The sequence below is a fragment of the Pusillimonas sp. DMV24BSW_D genome (assembly GCF_011388195.1).
GTDB lineage: Bacteria > Pseudomonadota > Gammaproteobacteria > Burkholderiales > Burkholderiaceae_B > Neopusillimonas > Neopusillimonas aestuarii.
On the sequence record NZ_CP049990.1, the window covers coordinates 2,731,090 to 2,746,024 of the forward strand.

General features: G+C 49.5%; 13 protein-coding genes. 4 read left to right on the plus strand and 9 right to left on the minus strand.

Annotated features, from left to right (window positions below):
- The first annotated feature begins 715 nt into the window (after positions 1 to 715).
- A complete protein-coding gene (locus tag G9Q38_RS13125; RefSeq protein ID WP_166131793.1) occupies positions 716 to 1,273 on the plus strand; it encodes a hypothetical protein in 558 nt (185 codons plus the stop codon).
- Between the two features lie 267 nt (positions 1,274 to 1,540).
- Here the strand turns inward: G9Q38_RS13125 and G9Q38_RS13130 are convergent, their stop codons facing one another.
- The 8 genes from G9Q38_RS13130 to G9Q38_RS13165 form a co-directional block, all read right to left on the minus strand.
- Positions 1,541 to 2,593, minus strand: coding sequence for an enolase C-terminal domain-like protein (locus tag G9Q38_RS13130; protein ID WP_166131796.1), 1,053 nt, complete (start codon positions 2,591 to 2,593; stop codon positions 1,541 to 1,543).
- 88 nt (positions 2,594 to 2,681) lie between these two features.
- On the minus strand, positions 2,682 to 4,400 hold the full coding sequence (locus tag G9Q38_RS13135) for an amidohydrolase (protein WP_166131799.1): 1,719 nt from the start codon (positions 4,398 to 4,400) through the stop codon (positions 2,682 to 2,684).
- Positions 4,401 to 4,442: 42 nt separating this feature from the next.
- A complete protein-coding gene (locus tag G9Q38_RS13140) occupies positions 4,443 to 5,627 on the minus strand; it encodes an ABC transporter substrate-binding protein (RefSeq protein ID WP_114420972.1) in 1,185 nt (394 codons plus the stop codon).
- 52 nt (positions 5,628 to 5,679) lie between these two features.
- Positions 5,680 to 6,540 carry an N-acyl homoserine lactonase family protein gene (locus G9Q38_RS13145; RefSeq protein ID WP_166131802.1) on the minus strand — a complete coding sequence of 287 codons (861 nt, stop codon included), beginning with the start codon at positions 6,538 to 6,540 and terminating at the stop codon, positions 5,680 to 5,682.
- 26 nt (positions 6,541 to 6,566) lie between these two features.
- Positions 6,567 to 7,271 carry an ABC transporter ATP-binding protein gene (locus tag G9Q38_RS13150; protein ID WP_114420974.1) on the minus strand — a complete coding sequence of 235 codons (705 nt, stop codon included), beginning with the start codon at positions 7,269 to 7,271 and terminating at the stop codon, positions 6,567 to 6,569.
- Entirely contained in the window at positions 7,271 to 8,095 is an 825-nt protein-coding gene (locus tag G9Q38_RS13155; RefSeq protein ID WP_166131805.1) for an ABC transporter ATP-binding protein, read from the minus strand. The genes G9Q38_RS13150 and G9Q38_RS13155 overlap by 1 nt, the downstream gene beginning before the upstream one ends.
- Positions 8,096 to 8,109: 14 nt before the next feature.
- Positions 8,110 to 8,919 (minus strand): branched-chain amino acid ABC transporter permease, encoded by an 810-nt coding sequence (locus tag G9Q38_RS13160; protein ID WP_119517066.1) that lies wholly within the window; start codon positions 8,917 to 8,919, stop codon positions 8,110 to 8,112.
- A gap of 3 nt (positions 8,920 to 8,922) precedes the next feature.
- Positions 8,923 to 9,801, minus strand: coding sequence for a branched-chain amino acid ABC transporter permease (locus tag G9Q38_RS13165; RefSeq protein WP_114420977.1), 879 nt, complete (start codon positions 9,799 to 9,801; stop codon positions 8,923 to 8,925).
- Between the two features lie 226 nt (positions 9,802 to 10,027).
- Here G9Q38_RS13165 and G9Q38_RS13170 point away from each other — a divergent pair, with 226 nt between their 5' ends.
- Together G9Q38_RS13170 and thiC are read left to right on the plus strand one after the other, a co-directional pair.
- On the plus strand, positions 10,028 to 10,456 hold the full coding sequence (locus G9Q38_RS13170) for a YchJ family protein (protein WP_166131808.1): 429 nt from the start codon (positions 10,028 to 10,030) through the stop codon (positions 10,454 to 10,456).
- 236 nt (positions 10,457 to 10,692) lie between these two features.
- Positions 10,693 to 12,606 carry a phosphomethylpyrimidine synthase ThiC gene (thiC, locus tag G9Q38_RS13175; RefSeq protein WP_166132410.1) on the plus strand — a complete coding sequence of 638 codons (1,914 nt, stop codon included), beginning with the start codon at positions 10,693 to 10,695 and terminating at the stop codon, positions 12,604 to 12,606.
- A gap of 44 nt (positions 12,607 to 12,650) precedes the next feature.
- On the opposite strand, the gene G9Q38_RS13180 is transcribed toward thiC, so the two are convergent.
- Positions 12,651 to 13,550: a DMT family transporter gene (locus G9Q38_RS13180; protein WP_166131811.1), complete on the minus strand. Its 900-nt coding sequence runs from the start codon at positions 13,548 to 13,550 to the stop codon at positions 12,651 to 12,653.
- Positions 13,551 to 13,687: 137 nt separating this feature from the next.
- Here G9Q38_RS13180 and G9Q38_RS13185 point away from each other — a divergent pair, with 137 nt between their 5' ends.
- Positions 13,688 to 14,929 carry a SpoIIE family protein phosphatase gene (locus G9Q38_RS13185; protein WP_370523867.1) on the plus strand — a complete coding sequence of 414 codons (1,242 nt, stop codon included), beginning with the start codon at positions 13,688 to 13,690 and terminating at the stop codon, positions 14,927 to 14,929.
- The last annotated feature ends 6 nt before the right edge of the window (positions 14,930 to 14,935 follow it).

Genomic DNA, 14,935 nt, shown 5'->3' on the forward strand with positions numbered 1-14,935 from the left:
CTACCGAACGCTAGTCTAGTTATGAACTTTGGAACGACTTCAGTCCACTGGGGCCCCACGACTCGCTGAAATTGGAAAATACTCTAACAAAAAGGTATGGTTTAACACATTTTGAAAGAAACCGAACATCCGTACTACTTCTAAAGCCGTCGTGACACTCCAAATCTGTGCAATGGCGCGAACTCTCGCCTTCTTGAGAAATGTTTGCCCATGGACTGTTGTGACTCAGCAAAGCCGATTGAATCCGGGACATCGTCTTCTATGAGCGAAGGTCGTTAAAAAACCACCCCGCTTTTGAGTAAGTATCAACTTCTCTATTTATGAAACAACTGCCGATAAACTTCGAGCCAAATGCGTCATTTTGTTATCTCTTTACTTGATACCATTTGGTTCCGGAAATTGCGACTGAGCCCGAGGCGGCTTCTAGTGGGCCGTTTAAGCTTAATCTTGTTATCAACCGAGTTGTTGGGCAATAACTTCTACAAAACCTAGGAATCGCGTCGAATTTTATGCGCCCATTTATAACTACTCGCAAACGTAAGCCTACAGAAACGAAACTGCGCCTGTCGCCAGGGCATTGCTTACTGATGGTCAAAAGTGTAATAGCGTGATAATCCTTCGTTGTAATTCTCACTCAGCTATGATCGCCAAAGTTCCGGGAGTTAGCAGAAAATGGGCTCTTGTGGAAATGCAAACAAGTTATAAAGGGAAAATTATGGATCAAACTCAGTCAGCGTTGATAAATCTGCAAGAGGCAGTCAAAAAACACGCGGAGCAACAGCAGAAAATCGCCCTTGAAATTGAAAAGCAAAAACAACAAGCCGCCACAGACAAAATGGTTAATACTCTAGAGAGAATACTTTCTAGCTCGTATGAAAAGGCGACTGCGTATAACAATGCGGTGATTGTCGCTGGTTATGCCTCTTTTTTTGCCATCTGGGCAGCAACCAAGCCTGCTTTAACGCAATGGATTTCTATTACCTCGGCCTTATTGATGGTGGTTTCTGCGACGATTTTTGTCGGTTATGAGCTATTCAAAATGATCCAAAATTCTCGTACATTTTTGTTGCTTCGTAAAATTGCAAATGATCCAGAGGCTCGTAAAAATCCAATGGTGTTCCAATCTAAAACGGAAGCTTTTGAAAGGTTACAACGCAGCGAGTCGCTGCGTTGTATGGGGATTTGGGTTGTGGTCCTGGGATGTACTGTGTCTACCGCAGTTAGCGCCATCGGACTGTTGGTTTACAGCTACATATATGCCCTTATCAATTGAGTCTACATAGGCGTTATCAAACCGGCAGGGTATTAGCACTGAGAGCACGACAGACCACCGTCTAAAGTTTGCAACCGAAACTGATGAACTGCCCTCAGGTTTATTGTGCGACCGTAAATTAATAATGCCTTTGTTCTTCGCATCGTGTGCGTTCCGTACGCTGCCGGATCTGGCCGACTGCCGACTAATGAAATCACAACATGGAATACAAGCCACGTTATTACCATTGCAAATGTGAGCTTGTTAAAAAGCTGCCCACCTAGCAACCTACATCTTCAACAACAAACCGTGCCCGGCGCAATCCCTTGGGCAAAGCATGCCATCACTACCACGTTCGGGCCACCCTTCAAAAACATCCTCAATAATTGGAAACTCTTCCAACAACAATTGGCCATCGAAAGTCCCCGATAAATGTACAAACAAACCGGGCAAAAAGTGCGGCGCAACGATTACACCCTTTGCAGCGGCGATACGCGCCACCTCCAGGCAGGGTGTCAGCCCCCCAGCCATAGCCAGGTCGGGTTGAATGACGCCCGCGATGCCATCCTCCAGACAAACGACAAAACGATCCAGGCCTTGAAAATGCTCCCCGGTCGCAATAGTCACTCCACTGCCTTTTGCAGCCAAACGGCGGTAGCCCAGAATGTCATCCGACGGCAGCGGTTCCTCGATAAAGTCCAGCCCATACTCCGCAGCTTGCGCCAGCAAGCGGGACGCCGTTTCGATATTCCCTTTTTCGTTCGCGTCGGCCATTAGCCGGGCATTGGGCCCAATTGCATCACGAACCGCACGCAAAACGGCCTCATCATCACTGTTCGCATTCACGCGTGGTTTCACACCTGCATAGCCGGCTTCGATATAATTCACAGCAAGTTCAGCGCTTTCCCCCGGGGCTGCGTTGGGGCTGAAGCCACCGCTGGCATAAAGCGGCACCGGCACAATGTCTCCGCCCATGGCACGCACCAGCGGCTCGTTTCGGCGGCGCGCTGTTAAATCCCATAGGGCAACATCTAATGCCGCAAGCGCCAACATGTTCGGCCCGTCGCCCGTTCTGTTAAAGCTCTTCTTAATTAGCGCCCAATGAACAGGCGGCGCTTGCAATTGCGCACCCTCAAGAAATCGTGAAGCCTGCGTTTGCGCAAGCTTTGCAATTACACCCCCGCCGCCACCAATAACATAGGAAAAGCCCAACCCTTCCACGCCATCATCATCACGCAGTGTCGCAACGATAATATCGACACCGGTGACGCCGGAGCCGCCAATGGGCTTGGCGAATTTTTTTTCAATCAGTTGAATGTTCGTTGATGTGATTTGAGTCATTGTGAGAAAACCAAAACAATTTACCCGCGGGCAAGACTACGGCCGCTACAGCGGCCGCGTCAATGGGTATAAAACGGGAAAATCTCTATTAACCAGAAAAAACACCCAGATCATCGTGAACTGCCTTGCCGGCCAACAAGGTAGCCAACACGTTGGTCTGCGGAATATCGTCCTCGGGGATCGTCATGATATCGTCTGATAAAACAACCAAATCAGCCAGCTTACCCACTTCCAGCGATCCAAGCTTATGCTCCCAAAAAGCCACTCTGGCTCCATTAAGAGTATAGGCTCTAAGCGCCTGTTCTCGCGATAAGCACTCCGCCGCATTTCCAACCAGTTTGCCGGTATACATATCCCTACGTGTCAACATACCCCAGAAAACACGCATTGGCTCGTAGGGCCGGCTATCTGAACATTGCGCAACCGGTAACCCCGCATCCAGCCATGATTTGAACGGAATGGATTGATTGGTTGTTTCCGGGCCGAACGCCTTCTCGTAAACCGAACCATAATTCAACAGAAAATTGGTTGTTGTCGTTGGCAGCACCCCCAAAGACTTACAAACGTGCATATTGCTCTGCGTAGGAAACTGACAATGCTGAATGGTCCATCTTTGATCGGTGATCGGCACTTCTTGATTTACCTCTTGGTAAAGATCCAAAACCTTATCTATCGCTGCGCCACCCGAGCATTGAACCTGTACACGCAATCCTGCTTTTGCCGATTTCATCACGATGTCTTTAAAGGCCTCATCAGTGGGTAGCTGGACGCCAAACCATTCTTTACCGGCCGCGCCGACGTATGAGGCACGCATTAAACAAGAGCCGATCGCTGCCGCGCTATCGAACGAAAAGCCCAAGCCACCGAATTTCAAAAGGTCATCCCCGAAACCCTTGCCGGATGCATACCGCGATGTGTGATCAATTAAATCATCTCCTCGATCGCGATTGGTATAAAAGGCGATGGGATAGGAAATAACGAAATACGTGCGAACCGTTAATTTATCTTCATTCCATAAATCCAAATAAGCGCGTTGTGGGCCGGCTGGAATACCGTGGCCTTCGTAAATAGCCGTAATACCAGCGCGGCTAAACGCTTGTACACCGGCCTCAACCGCTTTGTAGGTGTCCGCTTGCGTTAACTCCGGCATACACGGAAATAGTGAACTCTTTGCCCTAAATGCACCATCCACCACTGGAATGACTTTCGGAAAGTTGATATCCCGAAAAACACCTGTCGGCTCACCCTGCTCATCTTTTAATATCTCCACCCCGTCCGGCGCCACGGTAGAAGCAGTGATGCCCGCAAGCTTCAAAGCCAGACTATTGGCAAAAGCATGGCCCGGAGCAACCAATTGTGGGGGTTCGATATAAACCGGATTATTGGGTGAGACTTTATCCAAATCGTACCTATCGGGCCATCGTCGTTCAAGCATAGCTTCCGGATAGGCAAAAACATCGGGCTCATCAGCCAAGGGATTACATATGATCCAATCACCCGGTTGTGATTTTTTGACGACGTCTTTAATAACACTCAAGACGTCGTCGATCGACTTCGCATTGTTGAAAACAGGACGCGTGAGACGCAAACCAACAGTATCAAGGTGGGGATGTGCGTCGATAAACCCAGGCACTACCGCTTTACCGCCCAGATCAACCGTTTTGGTGTGTGCATCCGCCAACGAAAGTATTTCGTTGGAAGTCCCGACCGCAAGAATCACACCGGCGCTATTTACGGCAATCGCTTCGGCAATCGAATCAGAGTCGTCAACAGTATAAAGACGCGCATTGTGAATAATTAAACTCACACCATTTAGCCTCGTATCCATCCCCACCCCTTTTTTATGAAACTATTTAACTGTGACCCATTTCCCACCTTCAGCTTTTAAAACAGTGGGTTGCAAAATTGCGTCTCCATCTTCATTAAACGTAATCGGGCCGACAATACCGGGGTAGTCAGTCATGTTATCCAGACAATCCCTTATTTTCTTTCGGTCCTCTTTCAACTGGTCGGGTTTGTTCGTTACCCCACTTTTTTCTATACATGTTTTCAGCATGAAAATAGTGTCGTAAATAAGCGCATCAGTATTACCCGGCTTATCCCCACCCGAACGTTTCTGATATTCGGCGACCCATTGTGCGACCCGCGGATCTGGGTTATCTGTCCAGAAAGGCATCACAACCATCACGCCCTCGGATGACTTCCCGGCAATATCCAAAAACTTTGCCTCCGACATCCCCAGCGCACCAATAACAGGCTGTGTCAAACCCTGCTTTCTGATTTCACGAACGACATTGCCGCCCTCGTTGTACAGACCTGCTACGACAATACCGTCGGGATTAATTTGCTTTGTTTTTGTTACCTGCGCGGCATAATCAACATCACCCGTTTGGAATGAGATGTTGTCCAAAATCTCAATACCCCGCTCTTTCAAAACCGCAGGAAAGACAGCGGTGCCATCAATTTTGGTAAAAGCATCTTTAACATCGGTCAGGATAACCACATTTTTTATATCCGGATTCGCTTTAAGCCAAGCCTCAACAAGGTGACCGTTCATCTGGTCAGACGCCAATGCGTTCCGAAATGCCCATGGACGATTTTTGGCTGCAATACCAGGCTTAGCCGACGAGGCTGTAATAACCGGCGTTTCACCTCGTACACCCAGTGGGAAAGCCACCTCAGTTTCCGCACTAAAGTAAGGGCCAATAACCGCCAGCACCTCATCGTTATAAATCAATCGGCGTGTCTGGCTGATCGCCTCGGCGTTTTCACCGCGTGTATCGTAGAAAAGAAAGTTAACTTTCTCGCCTTTTATTCCGCCTTCTGCCGCCAACTTTTCTTGGGCCATTTCAACGGCAACTTTTTGGTGTTGACCGTAAGACGCTCCTTTTCCTGACAATGGCGCCAAAATACCGATATCAATCTCGGCGTAACTTATCGCCGGCCCCAGAGCAGCAAGAGACATAACAAGCATTGTCGCGCCGGTTCGCATTGTGATATTGCCGTTTTGAAAAAAACCTTTAACACCCTTCATGATGCTCTCCTTTAAGAACTGCTTTTTCAAAGATTCAACCACCGCTTCAAACTCACTCCCACTTGGACTGAGGAATTAAAGAGTTATGCCGACTGGAAAGATGCGGCTCCACAAAACGCACCCCGTTTACCACGCCCGTTGGAAAATGATCGAAAACCTCGATATCGTGCCCCGGGATAAGTCGCTCCAACTTAGGCCCCGCCAAAACCTTCATTTGCTCAAAAGTTCTCAACATGCTCCATGCATTTCCCTGGATGTAGCCGGGAGGCCACATACGACGCAAGTTCTCGAATGTGTAGCAACAATCACCCGCGCAAACGTACGCGCCCCTACTTGTTTTGATTTCAATCCACTGACTGCCGAAGGTGTGCGTGTCCTTGGCCAGACGGCAAGTAACACCGTTTGCCACTTCTGCGTCACCATCAAGAAAATGCACCTTGCCATCCTCAATCAGCTTGTCCAAAACCCCGAAGTCTTCCCGATTCAACGACGAAAAGGCCCAGTGATACTTACTGTTCTCAAGATCTCCAAACTCTGAAATAACCTGTTTCCATGCGTCGTACTCATAACGTTGCACAAAAAACTCCGCATTTGGAAAGCCAGACAAATTCCCCGCATGATCAAAGTGAAGATGTGTCAAAATCACTTTCCGAATCTTTCCCGGATCAATGCCAAAACGCGATAACAATTGATCACTGCGCACAAAATCGGCAAACTTATTACCGGTCATTGATTCACCCGTGGCAAAACCGGTATCGATCAACACGAACTCATCATCATCCGATCTCAATAAAGTCACCAGCATCGGGACATCGACCACGCCCCGATTACTATTCACCGGGGAGCCACTCAAAAAGTCGTAGGGCAACTTGCCCATTGCGTAACAAAAAGTCCAAATACTCCAATCTTTCATTTCCACGTCCTTTGCATCGTTCAGCCTTAAACACCCAAATAGGCCTTTTTGACCCGATCATCCGACAGCAGATTCGCCCCTGTATCCTCAAGCACGATCTTGCCCGTCTCCATCACATAACCACGGTGTGAGAAACGCAGAGCCTGGTTCGCGTTTTGTTCAACAAGCAAAATTGTCGTGCCCTCAGAATTAACCCGCTGTATAAGTTCGAAAATATTCTCAATAATGAGCGGAGCCAGGCCCAATGATGGCTCGTCAAGCATTAAAAGTTGTGGCCTCGAAAGCAATGCACGGGCAATCACCAACATTTGCTGCTCACCACCCGACAAAGTGCCTGCCGCTTGCTTAACCCTCATTTTTAAAGAGGGAAAGCGATCTAACATTTGTTCTATATCGTGCTTTGCCGCATCACGGTCGGAGCGGATATAGGTTCCAAGCACCAAATTTTCCATGACGGTCATATGTTTGAGTGTCGACCGTCCTTCCAGTACAAGAGAAACACCTTTTCTTGCAACAAACGATGCGGGCTTATTCGTTACGTTATCGGAGTTAAACATCACCACACCGCTTTCAGCGTTAATAATGCCCGCGATGGACTTCAACAAGGTGCTCTTGCCCGCCCCGTTCAAGCCGATTAAAGCAACGATTTCACCTTTGTTGACCTCTAGGGAAACGTGCTTGACCGCCTGGATTTTTCCGTAGCTTATCGAAAGATCTTTAATAGCCAGCATCAGACGGTTCCCTGGACAACGCTCATATCGGCCGACGTTGATAATGACGAGTCGGGCGCGTGCTTAGCATCACCGTGCCCCAAATAAGCCTCCAGCACCAAGGGGTCCTCTCGAATTTCGGCCGGCTTTCCTTCGGCAATTTTCTGCCCATAATTCAATACGGAAATGACATCAGAAATTTCCATCACCAAACTCATATGATGCTCAGTCAACAAGACTGTAATTCCCTTTTTCGCCAACGTTTTTATCAACTGAGACGCCTCGTTGACTTCAGTTGGATTCATCCCCGCAACCGGCTCATCCAGTAACAACAAGCGTGGGCGTGTTGCAAGAGCCCGGGCAATTTCCAAACGACGCTGATCAGCAAGAGCGAGATCTCCCGCAAACGAATGATGATGTTTGTCCAGTCCCACAAGCTTCAGTAAGTCCATCGCCTCGTCACGTGAAGCACGCTCACTTTCACTTACAACAAAAGGCAAGCTCAAAAAAGTCGAAATAAGCTGATGCCGATCACGAACAAATTGCCCTGTCTGAACATTCTCTAGAACCGTCATCGATTGAAACAAGCGAACCCCCTGAAATGTGCGGGCCAGCCCTTTTCTGGCCACAAAATCAGGGCGCGATCCGGTAAGGTCTACGCCATCCAACTCAATGGTTCCCGCCGACGGAGGCAAAACACCCGTAATTAAATTGAAAAGCGTTGTTTTTCCCGCGCCATTAGGGCCAATAACCGCATGAATGGTGCCTTCCTCAACTGTAAAAGACACATCAGAAAGCGCTGCGTAACCGGCAAAATTCTTTGTGACTCCACTTAAGCGCAACATTTTGCTTACCTCACCTATCGTTTAGCACCGATCAGGCCCCATGGCCGCACAATCATCAGAATGACAAGCAAAGACCCAAATATTGTCATCCTCCAATCTTGAAGCTCCCGTAACAACTCGGGCAGTAACGTAAAGACAATAGCGCCAAGCGTTGCGCCCAAGTAATTGCCCATCCCGCCTAACAAAACCATGACAAAAATCTCAGCCGACTTATGAAAGCCAAATTGGGCCGGGTCGATAAACAACGCATAATGCGCATAAAGACCGCCGCCAATACCGCCAATCGCCGCGCCAAATGCAAAAACAGCGATCTTGACCCGAGCCAAATTCACCCCGACAACCTCAGCAGCCAGTTCATCATCCCTAATCGTTGTGATAACCCGACCGAGTCGGGAACGCCTGAGCTGGAAAAACAAAAACAAAAGGACTGCAACAATTCCATACACCCACACCAACGTGGTTTCATGCTCAATCCCACCCAAGCCCGATGCTGCGCCGGTCGGTTCAAAATTCAAGAAAAATACGCGCGTAATTTCCCCAAAGCCCATAGTAAGAATGATGAGATACACACCTTTAATACGTAAGGCCGGGAAGCCAACTACAGCACCGACAAGGCCGGCAGCCAATGCACCCAAGATAAGTGCCGCACCAAAAGGAAGCCCCAAAAACACCGTGCATGCCGAGGAAGCATAGGCCCCTATCGCCATAAAGCCTCCCTGCCCCAACGAAAGCAGGCCTGCGGAAACCGGCAAGTACAAACTCAGTGCAAGAATAATGTTGATGCCAGTGAAAATAAGCACCGATTCGATATAAGGGTCAATCACCTTTCAACCCTCCACATGGTGTCGCGACCCGAAGATTCCCTCCGGCCGGAACAACAAAACGGCGATGATAATAACGAACGCAAATGCATCTCGATAAGACGACGACACATAGCCGACACTCATTACCTCGGCAACACCGATAATCAATCCACCAAGGGCTGCGCCATATATGTTGCCCAACCCCCCCAATAACATGGCCGCCAGGCCTTTAATGCCCATATCAATGCCCATGAAAGGCGATATCGCGTTAAATGAGTAACCCACCAGCACACCTGCTGCCCCGCCCAAACCCGACGCCACGGCAAACGTCAGCAAAATAGTCCGATTGGTTCGAATACCCAATGTGTGGGAAATGATTAAACTTTCCGACGTTGCCCTCATGGCCATACCAACGCGCGTGCGGGTCACAAAAAAATGTAATGCAGCCATAAGGCCAATCGACACCGCCAGGATTGTCAGTTGCACCGGAGTGACGGTAATGGACCCAAAATGCCAGGGCTCGCCGCCAAAAGCGCTGGGAAAGCCGACCTGCTCCGCCCCAAAAAAACGCGTTGCCAATTCCTGTAGGACAATGCCCACACCAATCGTGCTAATCATCGGGGCGAGCATATGCCCCTTACGTGCACGGATCGGACGAATCGCCAACAATTCAATCAGAATGCCAACAAATGCGGCAGCCACCATGGCAATCAAAATGGAGGAAATGATGCCGACGTCGAAAAACAGCACCGCATACAAACCAATGAATGCGCCTATCATGAACACCTCACCATGCGCGAGATGCACCAGGTTCAAAACCCCGAAAATCAAGGTATAACCGATCGCTATTAACGCATAGGTGCTACCCAGCATTAACCCGTTGATTAATTGTTGTATGAACACGACCCCTCCCAGTTTGATCAGAGATGACCTTGATTTGCTTTTCTTTCAGGCACTCTAGAATGCAAAAATTTCGATGTCAATAAATAAAATCGATAATTTTTATCAAAGTCGTTTTTTTTATTAAATCAACAGGAGGCGTTTATCTTTAAGATTCATCAGGTTATTAAGAAAAAAACTTTGACCCCACTCGGGTACTAGTGTTTTCACTAGCTATGGAGTGCGCTAAATGAAAGAGAACACCCCCCAAACCCAACTGAGGCCCTGCCCGTGCGGAAACAACGCAAGCTATGAGGCATGCTGCAAGCGCTGGCACCACGGCCCGGAACATTTAAACGCCCCCGATGCCCCCACCTTAATGCGGTCGCGATACACCGCATTTGTACTGAACGAATTAGATTACTTATTGGAAACCTGGCACCCTGACACGCGCCCGACCCAGTTGGAGCCTAATCCACCAAGCTTGAAGTGGCTGGGCCTTCAACTGCGAAGCCATACCCAACAAGACGCTAAGCACGCCACAGTAGAATTTGTTGCCCGATCCCGGCTGAATGGGCAAGCAAACCGCTTGCATGAGATCAGCCGCTTCCTTCACGAAAACGGTCGATGGTTTTATGTAGACGGCGATTTCGTTCAAAAGCCTTCGAATAAGCGTTAGCAATTTACGCAACGCAAGCTTTGTCCAAGAACACCAAACACTTTGCAGGCACATGTCCTATACTGTGCCCACGCAGGGGTACTCGCTGGCTTTCAGCGGGTTGAGAAAGTCCCTTCGTACCAGTACGGATAATGCCGAAGCTGGGAGCGCGCTCGTTGAAATCGGTTGGCCTTCTGCCGCCCGATTACAGCGGGCTTTCCCTATCGGCTCCATGGTTAATTTTTTTGGAGCATATCTTGAATCCCCATTCCACCTTTTCAGCCGCCAACGCCGAAGTCGACGCTGCGGCCATCGCCCCTCTTCCCCGCTCACGAAAGGTTTATCAGCAGGGTTCACGCCCTGATATCCGCGTGCCTTTTCGCGAGGTTAGCCAAGACGACACCCCCACCCTGTTTGGTGGTGAAAAAAACCCGCCGCTGACCATTTATGACACCAGCGGCCCCTACACCGACCCGTCGGTGAAAATCGACATCCGCAAAGGTCTGGCTGCCATGCGTGGCAACTGGATCGTGGAGCGCAGCGACACGGAACAACTGGAGGGCGCCAGCAGCAAGTATGGTCAGGCCCGGCAAAAAGACGCCACGCTTGACGCGTTGCGTTTCGAACTGAGACGCCAGCCTCGCCGTGCCAAAGCAGGTAAAAACGTAACGCAAATGCATTATGCGCGGCGCGGCATTACTACCCCCGAAATGGAATTTGTCGCGATTCGTGAAAACCTTCAACGCGAACGTTACGTGGAAATGTTGCGTGCCGGCGGCCCCGACGGCGAAAAGCTCGCCGCTCGTTTACTGCGTCAGCACCCCGGCCAATCATTTGGCGCATCGATCCCTGACACGATCACACCGGAGTTCGTGCGCAACGAAGTGGCAAAAGGCAGAGCGATTATTCCGGCAAACATTAACCATCCGGAAAGTGAACCAATGGCAATCGGTAGAAACTTTCTGGTCAAGATTAACGCCAATATCGGCAACTCAGCCCTAAGTTCAAGCATTCACGACGAGGTTGAAAAAATGACCTGGGCAATTCGCTGGGGTGGCGATACGGTCATGGACTTATCCACCGGCAAAAACATACATGAAACCCGCGAGTGGATCATACGGAATTCGCCCGTACCCATTGGCACCGTGCCGATTTATCAGGCACTGGAAAAAGTAGACGGCAAAGCCGAAGATCTCACCTGGGAAATTTTTCGCGACACCCTGATTGAACAAGCTGAACAAGGCGTTGATTACTTTACGATTCATGCCGGTGTCAGGCTCCCCTTCATTCCCATGACGGCCAACCGTTTAACAGGCATTGTGTCGCGCGGCGGGTCGATTATGGCGAAATGGTGCCTGGCACACCATAAAGAAAGCTTTATTTACGAACACTTCGAAGATATTTGCGACATCATGAAAGCGTATGACGTGAGCTTTTCCCTGGGCGACGGATTAAGACCAGGCTCGGGGTACGACGCCAATGACGAAGCCCAATTTGCCGAACTCCAAACGCTGGGGGAATTAACCCAAGTGGCCTGGAAACACGATGTGCAAGTGATGGTGGAAGGGCCCGGCCATGTGCCGATGCACCTGATCAAGGAAAACATGGACATGCAATTAAAGCATTGCCATGAAGCGCCCTTTTACACGTTGGGGCCGCTAACAACCGATATTGCACCAGGCTACGATCACATTACGTCGGGCATCGGCGCCGCGCTGATCGGCTGGTACGGAACGGCCATGCTTTGCTACGTTACGCCCAAAGAACACTTGGGTCTACCCAACAAAAAAGATGTAAAAGACGGCATCATCACCTACAAAATTGCAGCACACGCAGCCGATCTGGCCAAAGGCCACCCGGGCGCCGCCATACGGGACAATGTGTTGTCCAAAGCGCGATTTGAGTTTCGTTGGGAAGACCAATTCAACCTGGGTCTTGACCCCGACACGGCCAAAGACTTTCACGACGAAACCCTGCCGAAAGACTCGATGAAAGTAGCCCACTTTTGTTCAATGTGCGGGCCGCATTTTTGCAGTATGAAAATTACGCAAGACGTACGCGAATATGCAAAACAAAATGGCTTGCAAGAAGCCGAAGCCTTGCACCTGGGCATGCAAGAAAAAGCGGTGGAATTTGTAAAGAAAGGGTCGCAAATTTACCACCAAAGGTAAATCGTTTGCCACGCTTCAAATACCGAGCCCAGCCGGCGCAAGCCTTAAGCTTTGCGCCGACTTAACTTACGCCCACCATATTCCGCCAGGCCAATACCTGCAAAAATCAACACAAGCGCCGTTGCGTGATACAGATGGAATGTTTCACCAACCAACGTTACCGCCAGCAGTGCACCCCAAATCGGCAACAGATTAATGAACAGACTGGCCCGGTTCCCACCAATCAACTCCACCGCTCGAATGAAGAAAACCTGACCCAAAAGAGATGGGAAAATAATAATATAGGCAACCGCCAACCAACCTTGAGCATCAGGCAGTTGGGTGGCCCCTTGCGCGGCCTCAATAACCAACAAAGGCAATGAAGCTAATGTGGCACCCAAACACAGCACGAACATCAGGCTTGTCCAGTGAATACTGGGTTTGCTGCGCAGTGCGGCTGTATAAACACCATAGGAAAGAATCGCAAGAAGCATCAGGGCGTCGCCAAAATTAATATTAAGCGCGAATAAATTGGCCAGCTCTCCCTGCACCGCAACAATAATTACCCCGAAGAACGACAAAATAAATCCCAGTGCCTGCTCTTTTACGATACGGCTGGAGAACAAAATAAAGCTGGCTGCAAACACAAATAGCGGTGTACCGCCTTGCATGATACTGGCGTTAACCGCAGTGGTATAGATAAGTGCGTAAAACAACGCAACACTAAACCCGGTAAAACCAATGGCACCCAGAACCAATAAATACGACAACCGCGGGCGAATCACCGCCCAATCGGCTGCAATTTGATCTTTCTTGAATAGATACAAGGCCACCATCACGCTGGCCCAACGAATCGTCACAATGATCATGGGGGATACATGACCCACCGCGAACTTGCCTGCAATTGAATTTGCCGCCCAGAAAAGCGTTGCTAATGCCAGTAGTGCGTAAGCTTTATAAATCATTGTTCCTTTTTTAAGTTTTACCAAACACTCCTCAGAATAATAACCCGGTAACCGTTAAGAGAGTCCTGTCGTCGCTTCCGTCACGTAATAGTCATAAGAAATCACTATCATGCGCTTTGCTTGCAGAGACACACAACGTGACACACCCTATTAGCGTGATACCCGCTTCATTTTCCATAACGCAACGCCCCACCGCCCGAATGCTGGTGATTGAAGTGCCATTCGTCACTTCGGACATGACGAACGCCGACGTCTTGCATATCCTGGGCGAACACCGCGACTTGGTCAGCCTGCCCGTGCTGGAAGAAAACCGCCCCATTGGTTTAATCAGTCGGAATATTTTCATGTCGCAAATGTCCAAACCCTACTACCGCGAACTTTATGAGAAAAAAAGCTGCATCGCTTTTATGGATAAGTCCCCGTTAATTGCAGATGTACAAACTCCCATTGAGACCCTAGCGGTACAAGCGGTTGAGTCGGGCAATAAAACTCTGGCCGATGGCTTTATTATTGTCGATGGTAGCCGGTTTGTCGGGGTCGGCTCAGGGCTTGATTTAATGCATCTTTTGGTCGATTTGCAAACCGAAAAAAACCGACAGGTAATGCAGAGTATCGATTACGCCAGTGCAATTCAAAAAAGTATGCTGGGCGAGTCGCTTAAATCACTGCAATCTACATTAAGCGATGCCGCCATTATCTGGGAGCCACGCGACGTGGTGGGCGGCGATTTCTATCATTTCGAGGCCTTCGCCAACGGTTGGTTCGCCGCTATTGCCGACTGCACCGGGCATGGTGTGCCCGGTGCTTTTCTTACCTTAATCGCTTCTTCGTCATTGCGGCACGCGCTTGATCGTTATGGCCCGGAAAACCCGGCCTCTCTTCTGGCCGAAGTTAGCCTGGGTATCAAGTTGGCGCTAGGCCAACACAATACGCAATCACCGGCAGGTTTGTCGAATGATGGTGCGGATGCCATTTTTATGTGGTTCAACGCCCATCAAAACACATTAACGACGGCCCACGCAAAAATGTCGTTGTTCATTTTGCCTGACAACAGTGACAACGTAATCACCTTGAATGGCGAACGTTTGGGGTTGGGGTATGCCGACACACCTGCTAACGCTGTTTGGACAAATCAGACCACTGAACTAAAACCAGGAACATTTATTCTGGGCTGCACAGACGGCTTGATTGACCAAATTGGAGGGGCCAAGCACATCGCGTTCGGCAAACAACGCTTACGGCAAATACTGCTGCAACATCGCAACCTATCTACACCGGCATTACTTGCATCGCTGATGGCGGCTTTAAGCCAATACCAGGGGACACAAGTGCGACGAGACGACTTAACCCTTCTGGGCTTTCGCCCCAACCCAAATTAACTGCTT

Bases quoted from the DNA above. Each gene is read 5' to 3' on its own strand.
- G9Q38_RS13125 (WP_166131793.1), top strand. From the start codon at position 716: ATGGATCAAACTCAGTCAGCGTTGATAAATCTGCAAGAGGCAGTCAAA.
- G9Q38_RS13130 (WP_166131796.1), bottom strand. From the start codon at position 2,593: ATGACTCAAATCACATCAACGAACATTCAACTGATTGAAAAAAAATTC.
- G9Q38_RS13140 (WP_114420972.1), bottom strand. From the start codon at position 5,627: ATGAAGGGTGTTAAAGGTTTTTTTCAAAACGGCAATATCACAATGCGA.
- G9Q38_RS13145 (WP_166131802.1), bottom strand. From the start codon at position 6,540: ATGAAAGATTGGAGTATTTGGACTTTTTGTTACGCAATGGGCAAGTTG.
- G9Q38_RS13150 (WP_114420974.1), bottom strand. From the start codon at position 7,271: ATGCTGGCTATTAAAGATCTTTCGATAAGCTACGGAAAAATCCAGGCG.
- G9Q38_RS13155 (WP_166131805.1), bottom strand. From the start codon at position 8,095: ATGTTGCGCTTAAGTGGAGTCACAAAGAATTTTGCCGGTTACGCAGCG.
- G9Q38_RS13170 (WP_166131808.1), top strand. From the start codon at position 10,028: ATGAAAGAGAACACCCCCCAAACCCAACTGAGGCCCTGCCCGTGCGGA.
- G9Q38_RS13180 (WP_166131811.1), bottom strand. From the start codon at position 13,550: ATGATTTATAAAGCTTACGCACTACTGGCATTAGCAACGCTTTTCTGG.